The sequence below is a fragment of the Plectonema cf. radiosum LEGE 06105 genome (genome assembly GCF_015207665.1).
Taxonomy (GTDB): Bacteria; Cyanobacteriota; Cyanobacteriia; order Cyanobacteriales; family Nostocaceae; genus Rivularia; species Rivularia radiosa_A.
Genome location: NZ_JADEWL010000026.1, coordinates 1 through 21214, shown reverse-complemented (window position 1 = coordinate 21214; position 21214 = coordinate 1). Strand labels below are relative to the sequence as shown.

The window sequence follows — 21214 nt, the reverse complement described above, 5'->3', positions numbered from 1 at the left end:
GATAACTGACAATGAACAAATTTATCGCCCTTGTTTCTACTTTACTACTTTTACCTTATCCAACATTCGCTGTAGAAATTGCTTCTAATCCTTCTTCTCAAAATGCTTCTGAAAGTTCCTATTGTCAATTGGAAGCAGAAAGTGATGAGTTGTCAGAAAAGCAGTTACAAAGTCTTGCGAGTAAAATCACAGTTAAAGTTACTGGGGATAATAATGGTGGTTCGGGAACTTTACTTGCTAAACAAGGTAATTCCTATTTAGTTCTTACTAATGCTCATGTTGTCAGAGGTGTGAATTCTATCAATTTAAAAACTGGTGATGGGAAAACTTATCCAGCAGAAATTGTGAAACAAACAAATTTTGAAAAATCAGATTTGGCTCTGTTGAAATTTCAAAGTAGTTCTAATTATTGCGTAGTTGAGGTAGGAGAAGTTCCCGATAAAGATATGCCAGTTTTAGCGGCTGGATTTTCTGGGGAGAAGGGTGAAATAGTATTTCGGACGGGGCAAGTTAAACAAGTTCTTGGACAAAGTTTAAAGGAAGGTTATCAAATTGGTTATAGCAGCGATATTGAGCAGGGAATGAGTGGTGGACCAATTATTAACAGTTTGGGAATGATTGTTGGGGTTAATGGTAGGGGTGCTTATCCGATTTTAAATAGTGGTTATGTTTATCAAAATGGTTCCCGTCCGAGTGAGGCAGAAATTCAGGAAATGCGGAAGTTGAGTTGGGGTATTCCTGCTTCTACTTTTTTAGCTCAAGTAAATGGGGAAATTTTGACTGCTTATAGTTTACCTTTACCAAAATCACAGCCTACCATACCCACAACGCAGTTAACTGGATGGTTGGGGGAATTGGAACAAAAAGCCAAACAAATCACCGTCAGAATTGATAGTAGTAGTACGGGCAATGGTTCAGGGGTAATTATCGCTAAAAATGGGGATACTTATACAGTATTAACAGCAGCGCACGTTGTTTGTGAAAGAGAAAATGCTACCAAGCCATGTGGAAACTATAACTATCAAATACTAGCGCCAGATGGTAAACAATATCCGGTAGATAAAAGCACAATTAAAACAGAAGAGGGCGTAGATTTAGGGGTGGTTAAATTTATTGCACCGAATCAAAATTACCAACTAGCGACCCTAGCAAACTATAACCCCAATAATTTTGAATATATGTTAACTGCTGGCTATCCTAAATTAGGGAATAATTCACCTTGGCGGTTGACAATGGGGCAGATTTTTGAAAAAGAACGTGGATTACTACAGTCTAACCAATCAGATTTTCAAACTGATAGTTCTAGCCAATTACAAACAGCAAGTTCCTTAACCGGAGGATATGAATTAGTTTATAGCAGCATCACTTATGGTGGCATGAGTGGGGGTCCTGTATTAGATTCTCTAGGACGAGTGATAGGGATTCATGGACGTGCAGAGGGAGAACAAGCTTTTGATGAGAAAACCGGAGATAGGGGTACTAGTGATGGAAAAGTTCAACTAGGTTATAGTCTAGGTATTCCAACCACTACCTTTTTAGGACTAGCAACCAGATTGGGAGTACAAGCGCAAAAATTAGAAACCAAGGCTGCACCGCAATTAAAAGCCGAACAAAGAAAGTCTATTCAAGCAGCGATATTAACAACTGATGTTTCCAAAGGAAATGCAACAGCCAGCCAATGGATAGAAAGAGGAAATCAGCTGTGGCGTTTGGCTCGTTATCAAGAAGCAGTCACAGCATTTGATGAAGCAATCGATCTGAAACCAGCATTTGTTTACTTAGCTTATTATGGCAAGGGTTTAGCTTTGGGATCGAGTGGAGAAGTTCCAGAAGCAATAGAAGCATTAAAGTCAGCAACCAAACTCAAACCAGACTTTGTAGCTGCTTGGCAATTATTAAGTACAGCTTATCGTGAATTCCAGCAGCCAGAAAAGGGATTAGTAGCAATAGAAAAAGCAATTCAACTCCAGCCGAAAAACCCAAATTTGTACAATGAAAAACAGGAACTATTAAAGAATTTAAAACGATATGCAGAAGCAGAAGCAGCAATAAATAAAGCAATTGACCTCAATCCCCGCACCGCATTTTACAACAATCGAGGTCTGATTTACAAAGAGCAGAAGAAATGGGAATTAACACTTGCCAATTTCAACAAAGCTATTGAGATTAATCCTCAGTATGCTGATGCTTACATCAATCGGGGAAATCTTTACTATGAGCAAAAGCAATGGGAATTAGCACTCGACAATTTCAACAAAGCCATTGAGATTAATCCTCAGTATGCTCAAGCTTATTACAATCGGGGAAATCTTTACTATGAGCAGAAGCAATGGGAATTAGCACTCGACAATTTCAACAAAACCATTGAGATTAATCCTCAGTATGCTCAAGCTTACATCAATCGGGGGAATCTTTACTATGAGCAAAAGCAATGGGAATTAGCACTCGCCAATTTCGACAAAGCTATTGAGATTAATCCTAAGTATGCTCAAGTTTACAACAATCGAGGTATTCTTTACAAAGATCAGAAGCAATGGGAATTAGCATTCGCCAATTTCGACAAAGCTATTGAGATTAATCCTCAGTATGCTGAAGCTTACATCAGTCGCGGTGTTCTTTACAAAGAGCAGAAGAAATGGAAATTAGCACTTGCTGATTACACAAAAGCCATTGAGATTAATCCTCAGTATGCTAAAGCTTACAACAATCGGGGTAATCTTTACTCTGAGCAGAAGCAATGGGAATTAGCACTTGCTGATTACAACAAAGCCATTGCTATTAATCCTCAATTTGCTGAAGCTTACTACAATCGGGGCCTTTTTTACGCTGAGCAGAAAAAATGGAATTTAGCCCTAGCTGATTTTAATAAAATTCTTCAAGTCGCTAGCCCAGAATATCCCGGTGGTTATTTCGGTAGAGGAATGGTTTACGCGCTGACAGGTGAAAAACAAAAAGCTATTCCAGATTTGCAAAGAGCAGCGCAACTTTTCTATGCTCAAGGTAATAGTGCTGCTTATGAGCAAGCAATGAATTTATTAAAATCATTACAATAATCATGATAACTAACTCAGGTAGAAGCATTATTTCACTGACTACTACCTGAATCGTTTCTCAAAACACTTCCATATATTTTCCTTTATTCATAAATAATCAACTTTTAGAATTCTCTTCCTCTCCTGCGTAAAATCACTTACTCGCAACAGTAATAGGAATAGAAGCAATCAAAAAGGTTGCATCACCTCGAATAAAGATTTAACAAAGGGAAGAATTATGTTGAAAAAAATCACTGCATCTGTGTTAACTTCCATTGGTTTATTAACCCTTAACGCAAGCCCTTCACTAGCAAAAAATACCGTTAATTTTACTAATCATCAAACCCTTTATCCTTCAACTTGCGGTGTCGTGATTGAAGCTGAAAAATATACCTGCGATTACGCAGTCATGGGAGCTTTTGATGATGCTAGTGCCAATATTAAATTATGCAGCGATGATGCTTGTATAATCCTCATGCTTTCTCCTTACCAACTTGGTAATATCGCCAATGAGGAAGATTTTCGAGTCAGGCAAATAGCTCTGCAAAAAGGAAGTTCAATTATTGCACAATGGAATGTGTCTATGTATTGTGGTTTTAATGCTACTGGTATGGGATGTATTGGTGAATCAGATGATGGGGGAGAAATAGCTGTTTATATGGAATAGAATTTTTAGTAAATTTATGTAACAAATGCGCTGATTTACGTAAAATACTACTAAATAAGCAGAAATCTAATTGTAAGTATTTTTCCGGATAGGAGTGGTGACGACGATGAAAAAGTTGGTTGTCCTCAAGCTGGATGGTCAGTTGGGTGAGGGGGTTCGTGTTAGTTTGGAAATAGGTAAGGATGGTTTGCCTCCTTTTGTTGAACTGAGTGATAACCAATTAAGATTACCTCCTATCCCTACCCTACCTGAGATATATCAGCGCTGGTGCAGAAGTTATCGCAGTTTGGATGGACACCGGATTAAACCGAAACAAGAGCAAATTTCTAATGTTCGGTTTAAATCTCTTAAAGATGAATGCGAGCAATTAGCTGATACTATCAAGCAGAATTTTCTTAGTTGGTTGCAAGCTGACTCGTTTCGTTTGATTAAGGAGCAATGTTTGATTCATTTATCTCCTGATGATGAGGTGCGGTTTATTATTCGCACTACTGATAATCAATTACGGAAGCTTCCTTGGCATCTATGGGATTTATTTGAGCATTATCCCTATGCAGAGATAGGATTTAGTTGTAATACTGCTCAACGTTTTACCAAAAAATATCGCCCTCATGTGAGAATTTTGATTATTTTGGGCAATAGTGATGGTATTAATGTTGCTAATGATGAGAAACTGTTAAAGCAATACTGTAAAAATGCAGAGCTAGTTGTTTTAGTTGAACCTTCACCGTCAGAATTAAATGAATATCTTTGGGATGAAAAAGGTTGGGATATTCTCTTTTTTTCTGGGCATAGTCGAACTGAAGAAAGTCAAGGAAGGATATTTCTCAACCGCAGCGATAGTTTAACAATGCAGGATTTGCGGGAAGGATTAAAAACGGCAGTTAGGCAGGGTTTACAGTTAGCTTTTTTTAATTCTTGCGATGGTTTAGGAATTGCCAGCGAGTTAGAAAATTTGTATATTCCGCAAGTAATTGTGATGCGGGAACCTGTCCCGGATAAGGTAGCAAACCAGTTTTTAAAATACCTTTTTCAAGAGTTTACTGGGGGAAAATCTCTCTATCAATCGGTAAATATTGCTCGCAAAAAATTACAGGGGTTCGAGAAAGATTATCCCTGCGCTAGTTGGCTACCTGTGATTGTGCAAAATCTGTTAGAAACACCTCCAACTTGGCAGAGTTTGGGAGCAATTGCGAATTGTCCCTATCGCGGTTTAGCTGCTTTCCAGGAGGAGGATGCACCCTACTTTTTTGGACGGGAAGCTGTCACATATCAGTTAGTTAATGCGGTGAAGCAAAAACCACTGATTGCGGTTGTTGGTGCTTCTGGTAGTGGTAAATCTTCGGTTGTTTTTGCAGGGTTGATTCCGCAATTAAAGCAAGATAGAAATAGGGATTGGCAAATTGTTTCTTTTCGTCCGGGGAATAATCCATTTGAGTCTTTAGCTATTGCTTTTAGTTCAATATTAGCTAAGGTTAATCCTTCGGGAAACGATTTAACCACAGAAACAGAGGTTTTCAATTTATCCAATTCTCTTATAGAAACAGAAGATAGGGAAGTTGGGCTTGAAGATTGTCATCAACAAAAGTTAACGGAATTAGAATTAGAAATAGATTTAAAAGCGAGTAATTTAGCATTATTTAATACTATTGAAAAAATTATTAAAGATGCACCCAAAACACATCTAGTTCTAATTGCTGATCAATTTGAAGAACTTTATACCCTTTATCATTATACTGAAGAAAGGCAAACATTTTTAGATAATCTCTTGAATGCAGTTGATAAGGCTCCCAATTTTACTTTGATTTTAACTTTACGAGCAGACTTTTATGGAGAGGCTTTATCCTACCGTCGATTAGCGGATGCATTGCAAGATGTTCATATAAATTTGGGTGCGATGAATGCTCAAGAATTAGAAGCAGTAATAACACAACCTGCGGCAATTTATAATGTGCAGTTAGAAGAGGGTTTAACTCAACGTTTAGTTGATGCAGTTTTGCAATCTCCTAATCATTTACCTCTGCTGGAATTTACTTTAACTCAGTTGTGGCAAAAACAATATCAGGGATATCTAACTCATCAAGCATATACAGAAATTGGTGGTGTGGAAACTGCATTAGCAAACCATGCGGAAGAAATTTATGCTCAATTAAATACAACAGATAAAGATAGGGTACAAAAAATATTTATTCAGTTAGTACAACCAGGAGAAGCAAGTACAGATATTCGTCGTTTGGCGATTCGTGGGGAAGTAAAAGACGAAAATTGGGATTTAGTCACTCGGTTAGCGGATGCGCGATTAGTAGTGACAAATTTTAATCAAATTACGGGAATTGAGACTGTGGAAATTATCCACGAAGCGCTAATTAAAAACTGGCGCAGGTTTGGGCAATGGATGAGAATTGATGGAGATTTTCGCCGTTGGCAAGAACAATTACGGGTAATAATTAAACAGTGGGAAAATAGCGATAATGATATTGGAGGATTGTTAAGGGGAAAGCCTTTAATTGATGCGGAAGATTGGTTATTAAAGCGTAGTCATCAAATTAGCGATGATGAACAAGGTTTTATTAATTTAAGTTTGGAGTTACAGGAGAAAGAGGAAGAAGTAAAAAGTGCTGCACGTAAGCGTACTTTTATCTGGTTAACTGGTGGTTTAGTCACAGCTTTACTATTAGCTGGAATAGCTTTATTTCAATGGCGACAAGCAGAATATCAACGCGAACAAGCACAAATTAATGAACTAAAAACTTTGAGTATTTCGGCTAAAGTTCTCATCAAATCAGGGAATGATATTGAAGGATTAACTTCGATACTAAAAAATAGTCAATCTCTAGATAAATTAGATACTTTAGACACTAAAACTAAAATAGGTTTACTAACTTCTCTACTGGAAAGTTTGAATCAAATCCGAGAATATAATAAGCTAGAAGGACTAGAAGGACATAAAGGTACAGTTACTAGCGTTAAGCACAGTCCAAATGGTCAGCTTTTAGCCTCAGCCAGCCAAGATGGTAAAATTAAAATTTGGCAGCGAGATGGAAAGTTTGTACAAACATTAACAGGACATAAACAAGGAGTTTTTAGCGTTACTTTTAGTAGTGATGGTAAGTTTCTCATTGCTGCCAGCTTTGATAATACTATTACTTTCTGGAGATATAATTCTCAAAGTAATTTATTTGAAAAATCTCCTTTGTTAACCGTTACAGATACTGAAACTGATACTAAAATAATAAGGTCATTTGCGTTAAGCCCTAATAACCAGATTCTTGCTACTGGATATCAAAATGGTCAAGTTAAACTGCAAACATTAAAGGGTGAAAAACTTCAAAAAAATCAGCAAGAAATTCAGGCACATAATGCCAAAATATGGAGTTTGAATTTTAGTCCAGATGGTAAAACTTTCGCCACTGCTTCTGCTGACAAGACAGTTAAACTTTGGAACCTAGATGGAAAAGTATTAAAAACTCTCAAAAGTCATGAAGATGAGGTTCTGAGTGTTGTATTTAGCCCAGATGGGAAATCATTAGCTTCTGGAAGTAAAGATAACACCATTAGTTTAAATAATTTAGGTCAATTATATGAGCTTAAAGGTCATACAAATGAAGTTTTAGATGTGCGCTTTAGTGGGGATGGTAAATTATTAGCTTCTGCTGGTGCTGATGATACAGTCATAGTTTGGAGTACTCAAGGTGAATCAAAACAAAAAATTTATACTTTTAAAGGACATGGGGGTAAAGCATCGGAAGTCAGTTTTAGTCCAGATGGACAAACTTTAGCCACTGCAAGTGCTGATAAAGCTGTTAAACTGTGGCGTTTTGATGGCATTTTACCAAGTTTTGAGGGGAACAGTGTTAGTGTCAGCCCCGACAGCAAAATTATCGCGACGGGAAATAAACAAGGTGTAATTACTTTGGGACAAAAAGATGGTAGTTTAATTAGAAGTTTTAAAGCACATGAAACAGAAATTATTAAGGTGCATTTTAGTCCAGATGGGAAAGTGATTGTTTCTATCGGTAAGGACAATCAAATTAAACTTTGGAATTTAGAAGGTAAATTACTCAAAAGTTGGCAGGGACATGAGGATAATAATAGCAGCGGTGTTTTTGAGCCTATCAGGGATATTAGTTTTAGTCCAGATGGTAAAATTCTAGTTAGTATTGGGGAAATTGATGTAAAATTGTGGGATTTGTCAGGTAATGTGTTGCATAATTGGCAAGTTGACAATCAATTTATGACCAGTATTAACTTTAGTCCAGATGGGAAAACTGTAATAGCTGCTGTTGATAATACAGTTAAAATCTGGAATCTGAATGGTAAATTATTATCAACATTATCAGGACATACTGAAAATATTGCATCTGTTAGTTTAAGTCCAGATGGCAAAATGATAGCGACTGCTGGTAATGATCAAACAGTGAAGCTTTGGGATATGTCTGGGAAGTTATTAATAAATATACCCCATAGCAATAATGTTTACAGCGTTGGTTTTAGCCCAGATAGTCAAATGCTAATTTCAGCAAGTGGAAGTAATATCAATTTCTGGGGTTTGGATGGGAAGTTAATTAATAGTTTGCAAGCGGGAGAAAGTTCCATAAAAGATGTAAGTTTTAGTCCTGATGGAAAGATGTTTACTTCAGTGGATATGAAAAAGAATATAATTTTGTGGAGTTTGGATATTGATAATTTACAACAGCTTAGTTGTAATTGGTTGCATGATTATTTGGCTAATAATTCTACTCTTAATGAGGATGAGAGAAGGATTTGTGAGAATATGTCTCGTTAAATTCATTTTTTGTTTGTAGTGAGGACTTCAGTCCTCAAAACTTAAAATAAGGACTAAAGTCCTTACTACGAACTTAAGATAATATGCAAGTTGCGTAACTCCTGTATGATTCTGGTATAATTACGAATATAGCTGAACTAAAAATATACTTTTACTACTTAAAAATATGTCACGATTAAAGTTAGTTTTAACTTGCTTAAGTTTGGCTGCTCTTAGTAATTTTATTGTAAATGTTCCAAGTGTTAAAGCTTCTTCCGTAGCGGTTCAAGAAGTACAAACCAAGGCAAAGTATTGGTTTGATCAAGGAATAATGAAATTTAATGAAGGAAATTATCAAGAAGCGTTGGAGGCTTTTACAAAAGCTATTAATATTGATTCTGGGTATGCTGAGGCTTATTATCGTCGCGGTTTAATTCATGCTAAATATCCTCAAAATCAACCATTAAATATTGATGGAACAGTAAAGGGTTGTGAAAGAGTTGACACTTATCGAATTATCTGTCCGGTTTCGGTTCAAAATAAGGTTCAAGAAACTAAGCGCAATTCAATTACCGATTTTACCAAAGCAATTCAACTGAATCCCCAATATACAGCAGCTTATCATCAAAGGGGATTGCTTCAAGAAAACGGGGAGAGTAAATTACAAGACTTGGAAATGGCGGTAAATCTTTATTATTCAAAAATTCCGGTTTATTTGAAGGAAAATAAATATGAGACAGCAGCTAAGATTTTGCAAGCTGTTGAGGAAATAAATATTGCTAAAAAATCTGTGAATCCGCAGATTTTTGAGGTAAAGACTTCATCAGACAGAAATCCCATAGGTTCCTCAACAGATTCTCCTAACAAAAAATCACCTGAAGATTTAATTGATGAAGCTTTTCAAGTTTTGAATAAGGGTGATGTGCAAACTGCTCTCCAGAAGTTGGAGGAAGCTGGGAGGATTTATCAGGAGAGGAAAAATGAGGGTAGATATCAAGAAATGCAGAGGATGATTGCGGAGATTAAGGGAAAGGTTAAATAGTATCTGCTGAATTATCATCAGTGATTGATATATCACAAAATCGGCTGAAAATGACTCTGCTAAAAAGCGACGACAGACGTTATCGAACACAGACAGGCATTATATCAGCAAATTTTCTAAGTCTACTTTATAAAATACTGAGTTGTTTCATTGAAAATCAGCTACTCAATTTTGATTAACCTTATTTAATAAAGTTAAAACTTCTTGAAATGCTGTTATGTCTTTTTGCTTTTGGTAAATTTCTGCCGCTAGTTGTAAATCAGCTATTGCCCCTTTTTTATCTCCCATTTTTAAGCGAATTAAACCTCGTGTTTTATAAATTTTTGCATATTTTACGTCAATCAATTCAGTATAACTATTTGTTCCTTCTTTTCGGTCAGCAAAAGATACTAAAACAAGCCCTTGATTGAGATAATTATGAGCATAGCCTTGATTGATTTTAATGGCTTGATCATAGTCTTTTATTGCCCCTAATTTATCACCTGATTGGAAACGAGCAATTCCTCTATAAAAATAAGCTTCAGCATAGTTAGGCTTGTGTTTAATAGCCTCTGTATAATCTTTAATGGCTTCTTTATAATTTTCCACTTCAGCGAGAATAAGACCTCGATTAAGGTAAATAAAAGGAGATGGCTTGATTTTTATTACTTCGTTGTACGCTTCAATCGCTTGCGAATATTGTTTTAATTCATACAATAATTGACCACGCCAGCCATCAAGAACAAAATCTTTTAATTTATTATTATCATACTGTTCATTATTCAATTTAATAGCTTCTTCAATTGAAGATAAAGCTTCTAAATATTTTTTCAACCTATACAAAACTTCTCCTCTATCACGCCATGCTTCGTAAAAATTAGGTTGATATTTCACAGCTTTATCTAAAGCATATAAAGCTTCTAAATACCTCTTTTGATATTTTAATGATAAACTTTTTGCATAATAAACTTTTCCTAATATTAATGGTGGCTCTAGGTTAATTATTTCATCGAATGCTGCATTCGCTTCCTCAAATTTTCCTAAACGCCACAAATGATTTCCTCTTCTAAACAAAGTTTCTACAACTTTTGGCTTGTCTTTAGTAATATCATTCGTGAAATTAATATTTGCAGCATAAGTAATAGAAAAATCATTGGTTTGAGATGGAGGCGTAGACTCAATGTTTAACCATTGTGCATTTAATTTAAGCTCACTAGTTAGGCTAAGAAAAGTGCTAATTGGAATACCTAAACTGTATCCTAAATTTAATTCAATTCCAAGATATTCAATTTCTTCTGGTTTTTCAGCATTTTTAGTATAAAATCTCTCACCTTCTGTTTTTCCATGAATCCCAATCAAACGCCCTTGAGTATCTAATAAAGGGCCTCCACTCATGCCACCATAAGTAATATTAGTATAAATCAGTTCATAGCCTCTAGTAAATGAGAGAGAATTAATTGTATCGAATGAACCTCTTTCTTGGCTAAATATTAATCCAGGACTCGCTAGCCAGCTAGGATTTTCATTCTTATAAGGATTTGACCAACCAGCAACAAACATCCCTCTGAATTCTTCTAGTGGATAATTTGCTAAGGTCGCAACTGGATAGTTTTCTTGACTAGTAAATTCAAGTATTGCTATATCTAGACTAGGAGATTTTTTTACTTTGCTAGAGTTCACGGAGTAACGCTTATTATCCAAGGTGACAATTTGGTATTTTCTAACTTTCTCATATTGAACTACATGAGCGCAAGTTAATACATAATAGGTATTGTTATGTTTGCCAATAATTACTCCAGAGCCATTGCCTTGAAAGCTATTACCATCAGAACCTAAATCATCAATTTTTACAGTGATTTGCTGGGCAATCCTGTTAATATCTATTTCTGTTGATTTAAGAGGTGATGCTGAATAAGTTGATTGATTAAGAAAAGATGATGTGTTGTTGACCGAAATTTCCTGAAACTGTCTTAATAAATTAAGTGCCTGTTGGTATCCTGGTAGATTGTTCTGTTGCCGATAAAGTTGACCTGCTGTTTCTATATCAGCTATTGCTCCTTTTTCATCCCCTAATTTGGCACGAGCAATAGCTCTATTTTGATAAATGTCTGCATCATCAGGATAATATTTTAGAGCTTGGGTGTAGTTTTCTATGGCTTTATGCATATTACCCAATTCATAATATATAATCCCTCGCTTTTGATAAATTTCTCCATCAGGATTATATTTTAGTGCTTGGTCGTAATCAGCTAGGGCTAAATTCCATTTTTTCTGTTCATAGTAAATATGACCACGATTTTTGTATGCTTCATCAAATAAAGGATAGATATCAATAGACTTGCTAAAATCAAGTAGAGCTAAATCCCATTTTTTCTGTTCATAGTAAAGCTTCCCTCTATTGTAGTAAAATATAGCCTGTGGACTAATTTTAATCGCCTTAGTTATTGCAGATTCTGCTTCTTTATACTGTTTTAAACCCCTTAAAATTTCAAATTTATCATTATAAAGTATAGGGTTTTTTGGTTGAAGTTTAATTGCTTTATCTATAGCACTCAGACTCTCTTCATAGCGATACAAATTTGCTAATGCTTCTGCTATGCCTCTCCAAGCTAATATATCATCATATTTGGATTTGATTGCTTGTTGAAAGACTGCTATAGCCTCCTTATATTTTTTTTGAAAATTTAGTACCCTTGCTTTCTGAGTATAAGCGAGGTAAACGAAAGAAGGATTAAGTTTAATAGCTTTATCAAAAGCAGATATTGCTTCATCAAATTGGTTGATTCGCCAGAGTTGATTCCCTCTTTCTAACCACTGTGATGCAGGAGCATTCCCTTGAGGAACGTTTGTGGCAAACGTATTGGCAAAAGATGCAAGTTGTTGTGCATCAAGTTTTGGAGGTACAGATTGTTCAATTTTGAGTGACTTAAAATTGATGTGAAATCTACTAGCAGAACCTAGAAATGTAGTTATGGGGATGCCCAAACTGAATCCTGTTTCAACCAAACCCCGACTACCACTATCTCCTGTTTTCTCATCAAAAGCTTCTCCCCCTTCTACAAGTCCATGAATACCAATGACTCTTCCCTGAGAGTCTAATACTGGGCTTCCTCCCATTCCTGCATCAGTAAGGTTGGTATATACTAACTCATAACCTCCGATTAAAGAACTTGTGCCAGAAATGTTATCTGGAAAATAAGACTGAATTGCTAATAATCCCCATTTCTGATCAAAGATTAAGCCGGGACTAAAATACCATTTACTTTGCTCACCAGATCCAGGATACCCAGTAACAAAAACTTCTCGAATTTTATTTAATTGATAATTTCCTAAAATTGCGACTTGATAGGTTTCTTTACTTATAAACTGTACTATTGCTAAATCAACACTTTCTTCTGTTTTAATCGTGCTTTTCTCTACTGGATATTTTTTTCCATCTGGCGCTAAGATTTGATAGTTATAGTTTTCACATTGTTGAGTACCACCTTTTCTCTCACAAACAACCTGCGCTGCTGTTAATACTGTATAAGTATCACCATTTTTAGCAATAATTACTCCCGAACCATTAGCTTCACTACTACTATCAATTCTGACACTAAACTGTTTAGCTTTTTCTTCTAAATGCTTTAACCATCCTGTCAGTACTGGTTGCGGTAGTCCATCAGGCATTCTTGGTAAAGGCAAAGAATAAGCAGTCAGAATTTCTGGCTTCACCTGTGCTAATAAGGTGGAAATAGGTATTCCCCAACTGAGTTTTCGCATTTGTTGAATTTGTTCTTTACTCGGACGGGAACCATCCTGATAAACGTAACCACTATTTAAAATCGGATAAGCACCCCGACCATTAACCCCAATAATCATTCCTTGACTGCTAATAATTGGTCCACCACTCATCCCTTGTTCTATATTGCTGGTGTAGCCAATTTGATATCCTTCCTTAAGGGGTTGAGAAATTTGTTGAACTTTACCATGACTAAATACTATTTTTCCCTTCTCCCCAGAAAATCCCGCAGCAGTAACTGGCATTTCAGTATTGGGAAGAGAATCGGCAACATCTTCATTTCTAGGGCAGTAAATTTCATTGCTTTGAAATTGTAATAATGCCAAATCAAATTTCTCAAACTTAGAATTAGGCACAATTTGTGCAGTATGAGTTTTCCCATCAACCGTTTTGAGGTTGATATAATTAACCCCTCTGACAACATGGGAATTAGTGAGAACTAAATACGTATTTCCTTTTTTAGCAAGTAGCGTACCCGAACCCCCATTATTATCACCAATCACTTTGACTGTAATGCGACTAGCGATAGTTTCTAATTGTTTTTCTGAAAACTCCTCAGCGAGAGCATTCTTTTCTGGGACAATCTCGCAGTTTGAATTTTGGGATACTGTTTGGGCTTTAGAAGTAAGTGTAATAGCAAAATTAGGAAACTGGAATAGTAAAATTGAGGTAATTATGGCAATGTTTTTATTCATATTCATGTTGAAGAATTATGGAAAAAAATCAGATGATACTTGAAAAGATAAGTAGACGCGATATATCGCGTCTCTACATATCAGGTAACTAGCTAGGGATATTTTCCAGAGGAGCTTTATTGAAAAACTCTTTCATGTCAACATATACTTGTTGACCTGAACTTTGGTATAAAAATATGTTTGTGTCACCACCAAGTATACCCTTAAGCTGTTCAAATATTAACTGAGGATTGCTACCCGGTCGAATCGTAAATAGTTGATTTGCAGCACTACAAGTTTCCCCTTGATTCGGAATACTACAAATTACCGGATAGCCATTATTTATTCCATGAGTCAGATAGTTTAAACCACCATTATCATAAAATTGTTGGAACCTTTGAGTGACTACTTCACACCTTTTTTGAGGACTGAAGGCAGGAGGAAAAACTTGTGATTTCCAACCAATTATACGTATATGACCTTTCCGTTCGGGAACCCAAGCAACCGTAGCTGGAATTTTTTCACCGCTCGCTTTATCAAATATTTCTCTGCATAAAAAAGTGACTTTATCTGGCTGAGAGTTAGTAGCAACAGGTTGACTCAAAGCTGGAGAGATACTAACAGCCAATGTTGCCAATGAAGTTAAGGCAGTGAGTGCTAAAGCAATGGAAGATAATTGACGTTGCATAGTTTTAACCCTTCAAGAAAGTAAGATTGATGATGTAATAAAAAAACGATAAAAATGACCTAAATTAGTCATTTAAGGTTGAGCAGTTGCCCGTAAGCTATAATCTCCAATTTCACCTCTGTCAAGGGAATTAGCCATTATGAGAAAAACTCCATCTGCTGGTAAAGTGACAGCAATTTGAGCATTAAAATCACCCGGTCCTCTATCGTCATTCTCCGCAATTGGGGTGAGTTGCTCACCTTCGGCAGACTCAACCACCTGATATAAACTTAAAACTGGGTTAATCTTTTGACTCGTCATCTCAATCACGACCTGTTGACCTTTCTTACCTTGAAATTGGTAAACATCAGCAAAACTGCCATCTTTGAGAATGCGATCGCCATTACTCAAACTGCCATTAATGACTTGACCATTGAGTGTAATTGTCCGAACCGATGGTTCTTGAGTTCGTGTAAATAGAGTAGAAACTGGAGAAACATCGTTTTTTCTCGCTGCAAGGATAAAAGACTGTACCTGGGAGACAGGAATAGAAAAATTCATCCCAGTATTTAACTTTTCAACCCCTGACATCCCCGATGTATTCACACCAATAACTTGACCTTGGGAATTGAGCAGGGGACCACCGGAATTACCCCCCATAATTACAGCATCGTGTTGAATTTCCCCATTATTAGGGTCAATGCGAGTGATATTACCGGAGGTAAATGTATCGGAAAATTTTGCATCCAGAGGAGTACCCAGAGTAAAAACGCGATCGCCTACTTTTGCACTACCAGGAGCAGCTAAAGCAAGGGTACGCAAATTTTGTTGTCTATGAATTTTCAGAACTGCTAAATCTAAACCACCTTTAGCAAAACCCATCACATCTGCACTAAATTTTCTCCCATCAGGAAAAACCACTGTCACTACTTGAGGAAATTCAGCAGGGTTATAGGTTTTTGCTTCTTCTTCGCTTTCTGGTGGTGGCTTGATTACATGAGCATTAGTAATAATCAACCCATCCTGACTAATAACAAAACCGCTCCCATGTCCCGTTTCTGTTTTTACTGTCACCGCCGCAGGGCTAGCTTTTTGGTATACTCTCCGGTTAAGTTGTTCCTCAGCAGTTTGAGCTAAAACACGGTTAGAGTGACCTGTTTCCCTTCCGTTCAGCGATAGTACTTGCTCGATGGTACTGATACCTATTAGAGTAAAAACACTACACAGGGTTAGAATAATAAATCTTGAGAATCGCTTGTACATCATCGCTTTGTATTTATTGTGTAAATTCCCCATTCATAGTCAAAAAGTCAGATTTTTAGATAATTGCGACTGAAATCACAATATCATGCTGAATTATCTCTGTAAAAATCTTTAAAATAGTTAATATTGAAGGTATTCTACTGATGTTGCCCTTAATTATTGAACGCTTTAGTGCATTCATTCTGAACCTCCTTAAAATAGCTTTCTAGTAGAATTACGGTATGGGGAGGAATTTTTTACGCAAGCTCTAAACTTTTTTCTGAGTTATTGCTAAATTACTACGGGATTTACCAAAATTAGCCGCAATACTGAAGTATATTCTTTGTGTCAACGATGTATAAACTATTATAGTTGTATATCCAAGAATATCTAAGTATTTTTGTTGTTTGGTCAAACATCTAGAAAATTATATTTTTCGCTTGAGGCTATTTAATCGCAATATAAATATATTTACTAAAGTATAAAGTTTTCATAAACGCACAAAATATATGCGTACAAACACTAGACAAAATGTAACTTATGGTTAATTATTAAACAGTATTAATCAATGACATGAAATAAAAATCTAGGAGAATTAAAACTCAGGGTGTAGTTAGTCGAAGCGAGTTATTTTACTGGCTAATTTTCTCCGTTGCTACTTGAAAATCAATAATATTTAGCTTCTACCAAAGCAAAAGAATGACTTCTAAACCTACAAATTAAGTTTAGTTGTTAATTCTTTATGTATCGAATAAATGCTAAGTCCCAATCATTTCAGATTGGAGATAATTTGTTTGGCTTTAAACCCATAACTACTTATTTATCTATTTCTACCTAATGAGAATGTCTGACAATATTTTGAATCAAGACACTAATTTGCCTGGTGCTGCTGTATTATTGACAAGCGAGCAATCACCTAATCCCATTACTGGACAATTGGATAAGCCTTGGGATGAAGCAGTAACAGGGCTTGGAGTACCTGTGTTACCGCATGATATTGAAGATATAGAAATAGAAAAGAAAGTTGATAATGGTAGTTTGAGTTATTCAATACAGGAACCGTATAGCCAAACAAAGGAAGATAATTACGATTTTCTGCTTAGTGTTGATAGCTACCAAGATGGGCTACTTGTAGGTAATTTAGATAGTACCAATTTAACATTTTCTTCTAACAGTAATTTAACTGTTTCTAGGGCTGACTCATCTTCTCCAATTCTATATTTTCCAACTAATACAGTCGATACAAATTCTGTATTTCCGCAGCAAGTATCTGCTCCAGTAGTCGGTCAACTGCTGGGTGATACCATAATCGTACCTGGCAGAGTCGGGGAAAGAACCACCCTTCGTTTCAAATGGACAGAGCGGGAAGCCGCATATAACAATGAAGTTGGTGTTTTTGTCGTTGATGAATTGGGTCGGGTTGATGGTATTGCACCAGGAGAATCAGGATATGCTCAAGCTGCGATAACAAGTGCTTCTCGACAAATAATTTTTTCGAGTGGTGAAGGAGCGGGAGCGCAACGTGAGTTAACCTTCAATGCTGAAGAACGTCTGGGCTTTTATATTATTCAAAACAATACCACTGACCAATGGCTGCTATTAAATCCTGAAAATAATCTTGAAAAAGGTCTTTTAGCTTTCTTCTCAATCGAGAATGTGAACCCAGATAAATTTGACCATGTGTTTACACAAACACCTAGCAATGCCATAGTGCAATTTTTCTGGGAAGATTTAACTGGAGGGGGAAATAAAGATTTTAATGATGTTGTATTTACCATCAGTGAATCTCGAAAAGCTTTGGGCATTCCAGGACAAGTTGGGCAAAAGGTGACAACAAAATTTACCTGGACAGACCGCGAAGCTGCTTATAATAATGAGCTAGGTTTATTTGTTGTTGATGATGCAACAGGAAGAATTGGTAATCTTTTACCGACAGACCCAGGTTATGCACAAGCTGCATTAAATAATGGTTCCCGTCAAATAATCTTTGCTAGCAGCGAAACGGAAGGTGCAGTTAAAAATCTCGAACTTCCATCGGGCAAATATATTGGATTTTATTTGATTCAAAATTCCACAACCGAGCATTTTTTACGGCAAAATCCTGAAAATAAAAGTGGGAATGGACCTTCAGCATTTTTCCTATTTCCTGGAGCAAATCCAGATCAGTTTGACCATGTTGTCGAATTACCTCCCGACCAGTTTGCTTGGGAAGATTTGACTGGAGGAGGAGATAAGGATTTTGATGACCTTGTGTTTCGCTATGAATTCGGTTCCGCAAATGGTGATGAAAATCCCGAACCGGATCGAAATTCTCCAGTCATTGTATCTGGACTAATTCGTGATACCGCTCCTGGGGGTTTTACTAATATAGATAAAATTACTAGCGACCCATCAATTGCAGGAAGAGTTACAGATAAGAACCCAATTACAGAATTTCGTGCTGGGATTAACAATGCACCTACTGTTAATATTTTGGATGCATTGCAAGCTGATGGGAGCTTTAATTTAAGTCCCGAACGCTTGAATCAAATTTTTGGTGCAAATTTAACAGATGGTTCCTATACAGTAAATCTGCAAGCGAAAGATAATTTCGGTAATGCTTCCAGCGTCATTGGTGTCACTTTTACCCTTGATACCCAAATCCAAACACCAATCATAGATTTAGCAGCCGATAATGATACTGGTATTAGTAACATTGATAATATTACCCGCGATCGCACTCCGACAATTACAGGTAATACAGAAAATGGTGCGATAGTCCAGCTTTATAATGGTTCAACGTTGTTAGGGGAAACCACAGCAAACAGTACAGGTATTTGGCAAATCACTACAGGTGAGTTGAGTGATGGTACCCAGAATTTTACTGCAATCGCAACTGATATTGCTGGTAATGTTAGTTCTCCTTCATTACCTTTAAATGTTGTCATCGATACTGTTAACCCAGTAATTAATCTTACCGACCCAATTGACACAACTCCCTTGCAAACTGGTGCGAGATTGATGGGTAATGTAGATGGGACTGGTTCAGATATCGCTGCTGTTAGTTATCGGTTCGATAATTTACCAGAGATACCTTTGGTGTTTAATGCTGGGGGAGAGTTTGACCAAGTAATTGATTTTACAGGAATTGACAACGGCGATCGCACCCTCGCAATTACAACTACAGATATTGCTGGTAACAGTACCATCAATCAGTTTAATGTAAATGTTGGTGGTGGCGGTACGGTAGAAAATAATGCTCCCGAAATAATCAGTCAACCAGAAACCGATTATATTATTCTGCGTAATAGCAACACGCAAATTAAGGGAATTGCATTAGGAACAACTCAAGCAGGTTTGGCAGAAATTCAAGGTCAAGCATTCTTGGATTTTGACAGAAATGGTTTGCGTTCAAAAGAAGCTGGTTTAGATGGCTTTGTAGTGGAATTAGTTAATTCAACTACAGGGGAAATTATCGGAACCCAGATTACTCGCAGTTTCGATGTGAATGGGGATGGTAAAGTTGACCCCTTTACAGAACAGGGATTATACAAATTTACCAATCTCCAAGCAGGAAGTTACCAAGTTAGACAAATTTTCCAGGATGATTGGAGTTTAACTTTACCAGCCTCTTCTACATATAATTTGACTTTAAATGGTGGTGAGAGAAGAAAGGAAATTAATTTTGGCAATGCACAAAATTATGTTTACGAAGTCCTGGGAATCGACGCAGATAACGATACTCTTACCTATAGTTTAGTTTCCGCACCTCCAGGAGCAACAATTGACAGTCAAACAGGTAAATTAATTTGGACACCACCTGCGACTGGGGAATATGCTTTTAAGATCAAAGTTGCAGATGGGAAAGGTGGGGAAGATATTCAAGAGTATAAATTAAATGTTTTCGACCCAAATCGTTTACCCAGTATCTCTTCTAATCCTATTGGGAATGCAACTGTTGGAGAAAATTACACCTACCAAATTATTGCCGATAATCCCGATTTAGATGGTTTAAATTTCCAATTAAATCAAGCACCCCAGGGAATGACAATTTCCCCTGATGGTTTAATTCAGTGGACACCGCAAGGGAATCAAATCGGCGCTCAACAAGTAAAATTATTAGTTAAAGATGACCGAGGTGGTGAAGTTGAACAGGTATTTACGATTTTGACCCAAGGAATACCTGCAAATCCCCAACCATCAGGTAATTATGCACCTGTAATTACGAGTAATTTTGTAGGAGATGCTATAGTTTCGCAACAGTATATCTATGATATTGATGCGGTTGATGCAGATGGAGATACACTAAGCTATTCACTAGTAAATGCTCCACAGAATATGGTTATAGACCCAAGATCTGGAGTGATTACATGGAATACTTCAAGTCAAACATTAGGAACCTACAACGTAACTGTTCAGGTTAAGGATAATCGCGAGGGAATTGATAACCAAACTTTTAGTGTAAACTTAACAAATTCAGCACCTGGAACAATTGAAGGCTTTAAATTTAACGATTTGAATGCAAATGGTATTTGGGATATTGGTTTTACACCCACTACTGGTTCTCCTGCAAATGCCACCCTCACAGGTAATTCTGTTCTACTAGAAAACAATACAACAAGACTTGAAGTCAAAGGAGGATTAGCAAACAATGGCTTAGTTCCTTTTGATGGTTATTTTAGATACACAGATACAGCGAGCAATGAAGAGGTTACTTGGTCAATAGACCCTGTACTTCGTTTTTCTGATGGTATCACAACAGTTCTAAGTAATAGCTCAAGTGGTGGATTTGGCTCTCCAAATGTCATCGGTGATGGGGTTGTCAGGAGTACAAGCACAACTAATGGAATTGTAGTTCAAGCAGACACAACACTGATTGGTACAAACGCAAGGACAACTTTTACATTTACCGGAAATCAGCTTGATGGTACAACATTCATTTTTTATGCCGAGAATGATATTTTTAGCTTTTCGGACGATACAGCTGCTTTTACAGGGTCAATTGCTGGCAATGATTTAGCCTTGTTTATGTATGACACCGCAGCAGGTGGTCTTTCGGTTCGGATGACAACCGAGACTGGACCTGGTTCTAAATTAATTTCATTTGGTTCTGGAACGTGGACAGGTTTTGGACAAGCACTAGAACAAGGGAATTTATCTGTTCTTTCTTCAAACGGTTCAAACTTCGTTAAGACTGGTGATATCGGGAATGCATTTGCATTTGAACTGACTGGTTCAAGTGCCAGTTTAGTCATTAATTAGACATCTCCGGAATATAAATAAAATCTGGTAAAATAATATTCAAGCAACCTTTACAAAGGTTAAAAATATGAATTTAATGCTAGGGTACATCGAAAAGCATCCCCAAGAAGCACAAAGATTAGTA

Annotated in this window: 8 protein-coding genes; 5 read left to right on the top strand and 3 right to left on the bottom strand. The window is 36.7% G+C overall.

The window, feature by feature from the left end; genetic code table 11:
* Positions 1–11: 11 nt before the first annotated feature.
* From IQ247_RS10750 to IQ247_RS10735, 4 genes are all read left to right on the top strand, one after another.
* Complete coding sequence (locus tag IQ247_RS10750) at positions 12–3053, top strand: serine protease (RefSeq protein WP_193919741.1); 3042 nt, start codon at positions 12–14, stop codon at positions 3051–3053.
* A 217-nt stretch (positions 3054–3270) separates the two neighbouring features.
* Positions 3271–3699, top strand: a complete 429-nt coding sequence (locus IQ247_RS10745; protein ID WP_193919739.1) for a hypothetical protein — start codon at positions 3271–3273, stop codon at positions 3697–3699.
* Between the two features lie 106 nt (positions 3700–3805).
* The gene (locus tag IQ247_RS10740; protein ID WP_193919738.1) at positions 3806–8485 is read left to right on the top strand and encodes an nSTAND1 domain-containing NTPase; all 4680 of its coding nucleotides are present in this window, start codon (positions 3806–3808) and stop codon (positions 8483–8485) included.
* Positions 8486–8651: 166 nt separating this feature from the next.
* The gene (locus tag IQ247_RS10735) at positions 8652–9506 is read left to right on the top strand and encodes a tetratricopeptide repeat protein (RefSeq protein ID WP_193919737.1); all 855 of its coding nucleotides are present in this window, start codon (positions 8652–8654) and stop codon (positions 9504–9506) included.
* Between the two features lie 165 nt (positions 9507–9671).
* On the opposite strand, the gene IQ247_RS10730 is transcribed toward IQ247_RS10735, so the two are convergent.
* The 3 genes from IQ247_RS10730 to IQ247_RS10720 all read right to left on the bottom strand — a co-directional run bounded on the left by IQ247_RS10730 (position 9672) and on the right by IQ247_RS10720 (position 15873).
* The gene (locus IQ247_RS10730; RefSeq protein ID WP_193919736.1) at positions 9672–13961 is read right to left on the bottom strand and encodes a tetratricopeptide repeat protein; all 4290 of its coding nucleotides are present in this window, start codon (positions 13959–13961) and stop codon (positions 9672–9674) included.
* 88 nt (positions 13962–14049) lie between these two features.
* Positions 14050–14628: a COP23 domain-containing protein gene (locus IQ247_RS10725; protein WP_193919735.1), complete on the bottom strand. Its 579-nt coding sequence runs from the start codon at positions 14626–14628 to the stop codon at positions 14050–14052.
* 72 nt (positions 14629–14700) lie between these two features.
* A complete protein-coding gene (locus IQ247_RS10720; RefSeq protein ID WP_193919734.1) occupies positions 14701–15873 on the bottom strand; it encodes a S1C family serine protease in 1173 nt (390 codons plus the stop codon).
* An 819-nt stretch (positions 15874–16692) separates the two neighbouring features.
* On the opposite strand from IQ247_RS10720, the gene IQ247_RS10715 reads away from it, so the two are divergent.
* On the top strand, positions 16693–21090 hold the full coding sequence (locus IQ247_RS10715; RefSeq protein ID WP_193919733.1) for a DUF4114 domain-containing protein: 4398 nt from the start codon (positions 16693–16695) through the stop codon (positions 21088–21090).
* Positions 21091–21214: the final 124 nt, after the last annotated feature.

What these genes read in the sequence shown, in the direction of transcription:
- IQ247_RS10750 (WP_193919741.1), top strand. Translation starts at nt 12, where the DNA reads ATGAACAAATTTATCGCCCTTGTTTCTACTTTACTACTTTTACCTTAT.
- IQ247_RS10745 (WP_193919739.1), top strand. Translation starts at nt 3,271, where the DNA reads ATGTTGAAAAAAATCACTGCATCTGTGTTAACTTCCATTGGTTTATTA.
- IQ247_RS10740 (WP_193919738.1), top strand. Translation starts at nt 3,806, where the DNA reads ATGAAAAAGTTGGTTGTCCTCAAGCTGGATGGTCAGTTGGGTGAGGGG.
- IQ247_RS10735 (WP_193919737.1), top strand. Translation starts at nt 8,652, where the DNA reads ATGTCACGATTAAAGTTAGTTTTAACTTGCTTAAGTTTGGCTGCTCTT.
- IQ247_RS10730 (WP_193919736.1), bottom strand. Translation starts at nt 13,961, where the DNA reads ATGAATAAAAACATTGCCATAATTACCTCAATTTTACTATTCCAGTTT.
- IQ247_RS10725 (WP_193919735.1), bottom strand. Translation starts at nt 14,628, where the DNA reads ATGCAACGTCAATTATCTTCCATTGCTTTAGCACTCACTGCCTTAACT.
- IQ247_RS10720 (WP_193919734.1), bottom strand. Translation starts at nt 15,873, where the DNA reads ATGATGTACAAGCGATTCTCAAGATTTATTATTCTAACCCTGTGTAGT.
- IQ247_RS10715 (WP_193919733.1), top strand. Translation starts at nt 16,693, where the DNA reads ATGTCTGACAATATTTTGAATCAAGACACTAATTTGCCTGGTGCTGCT.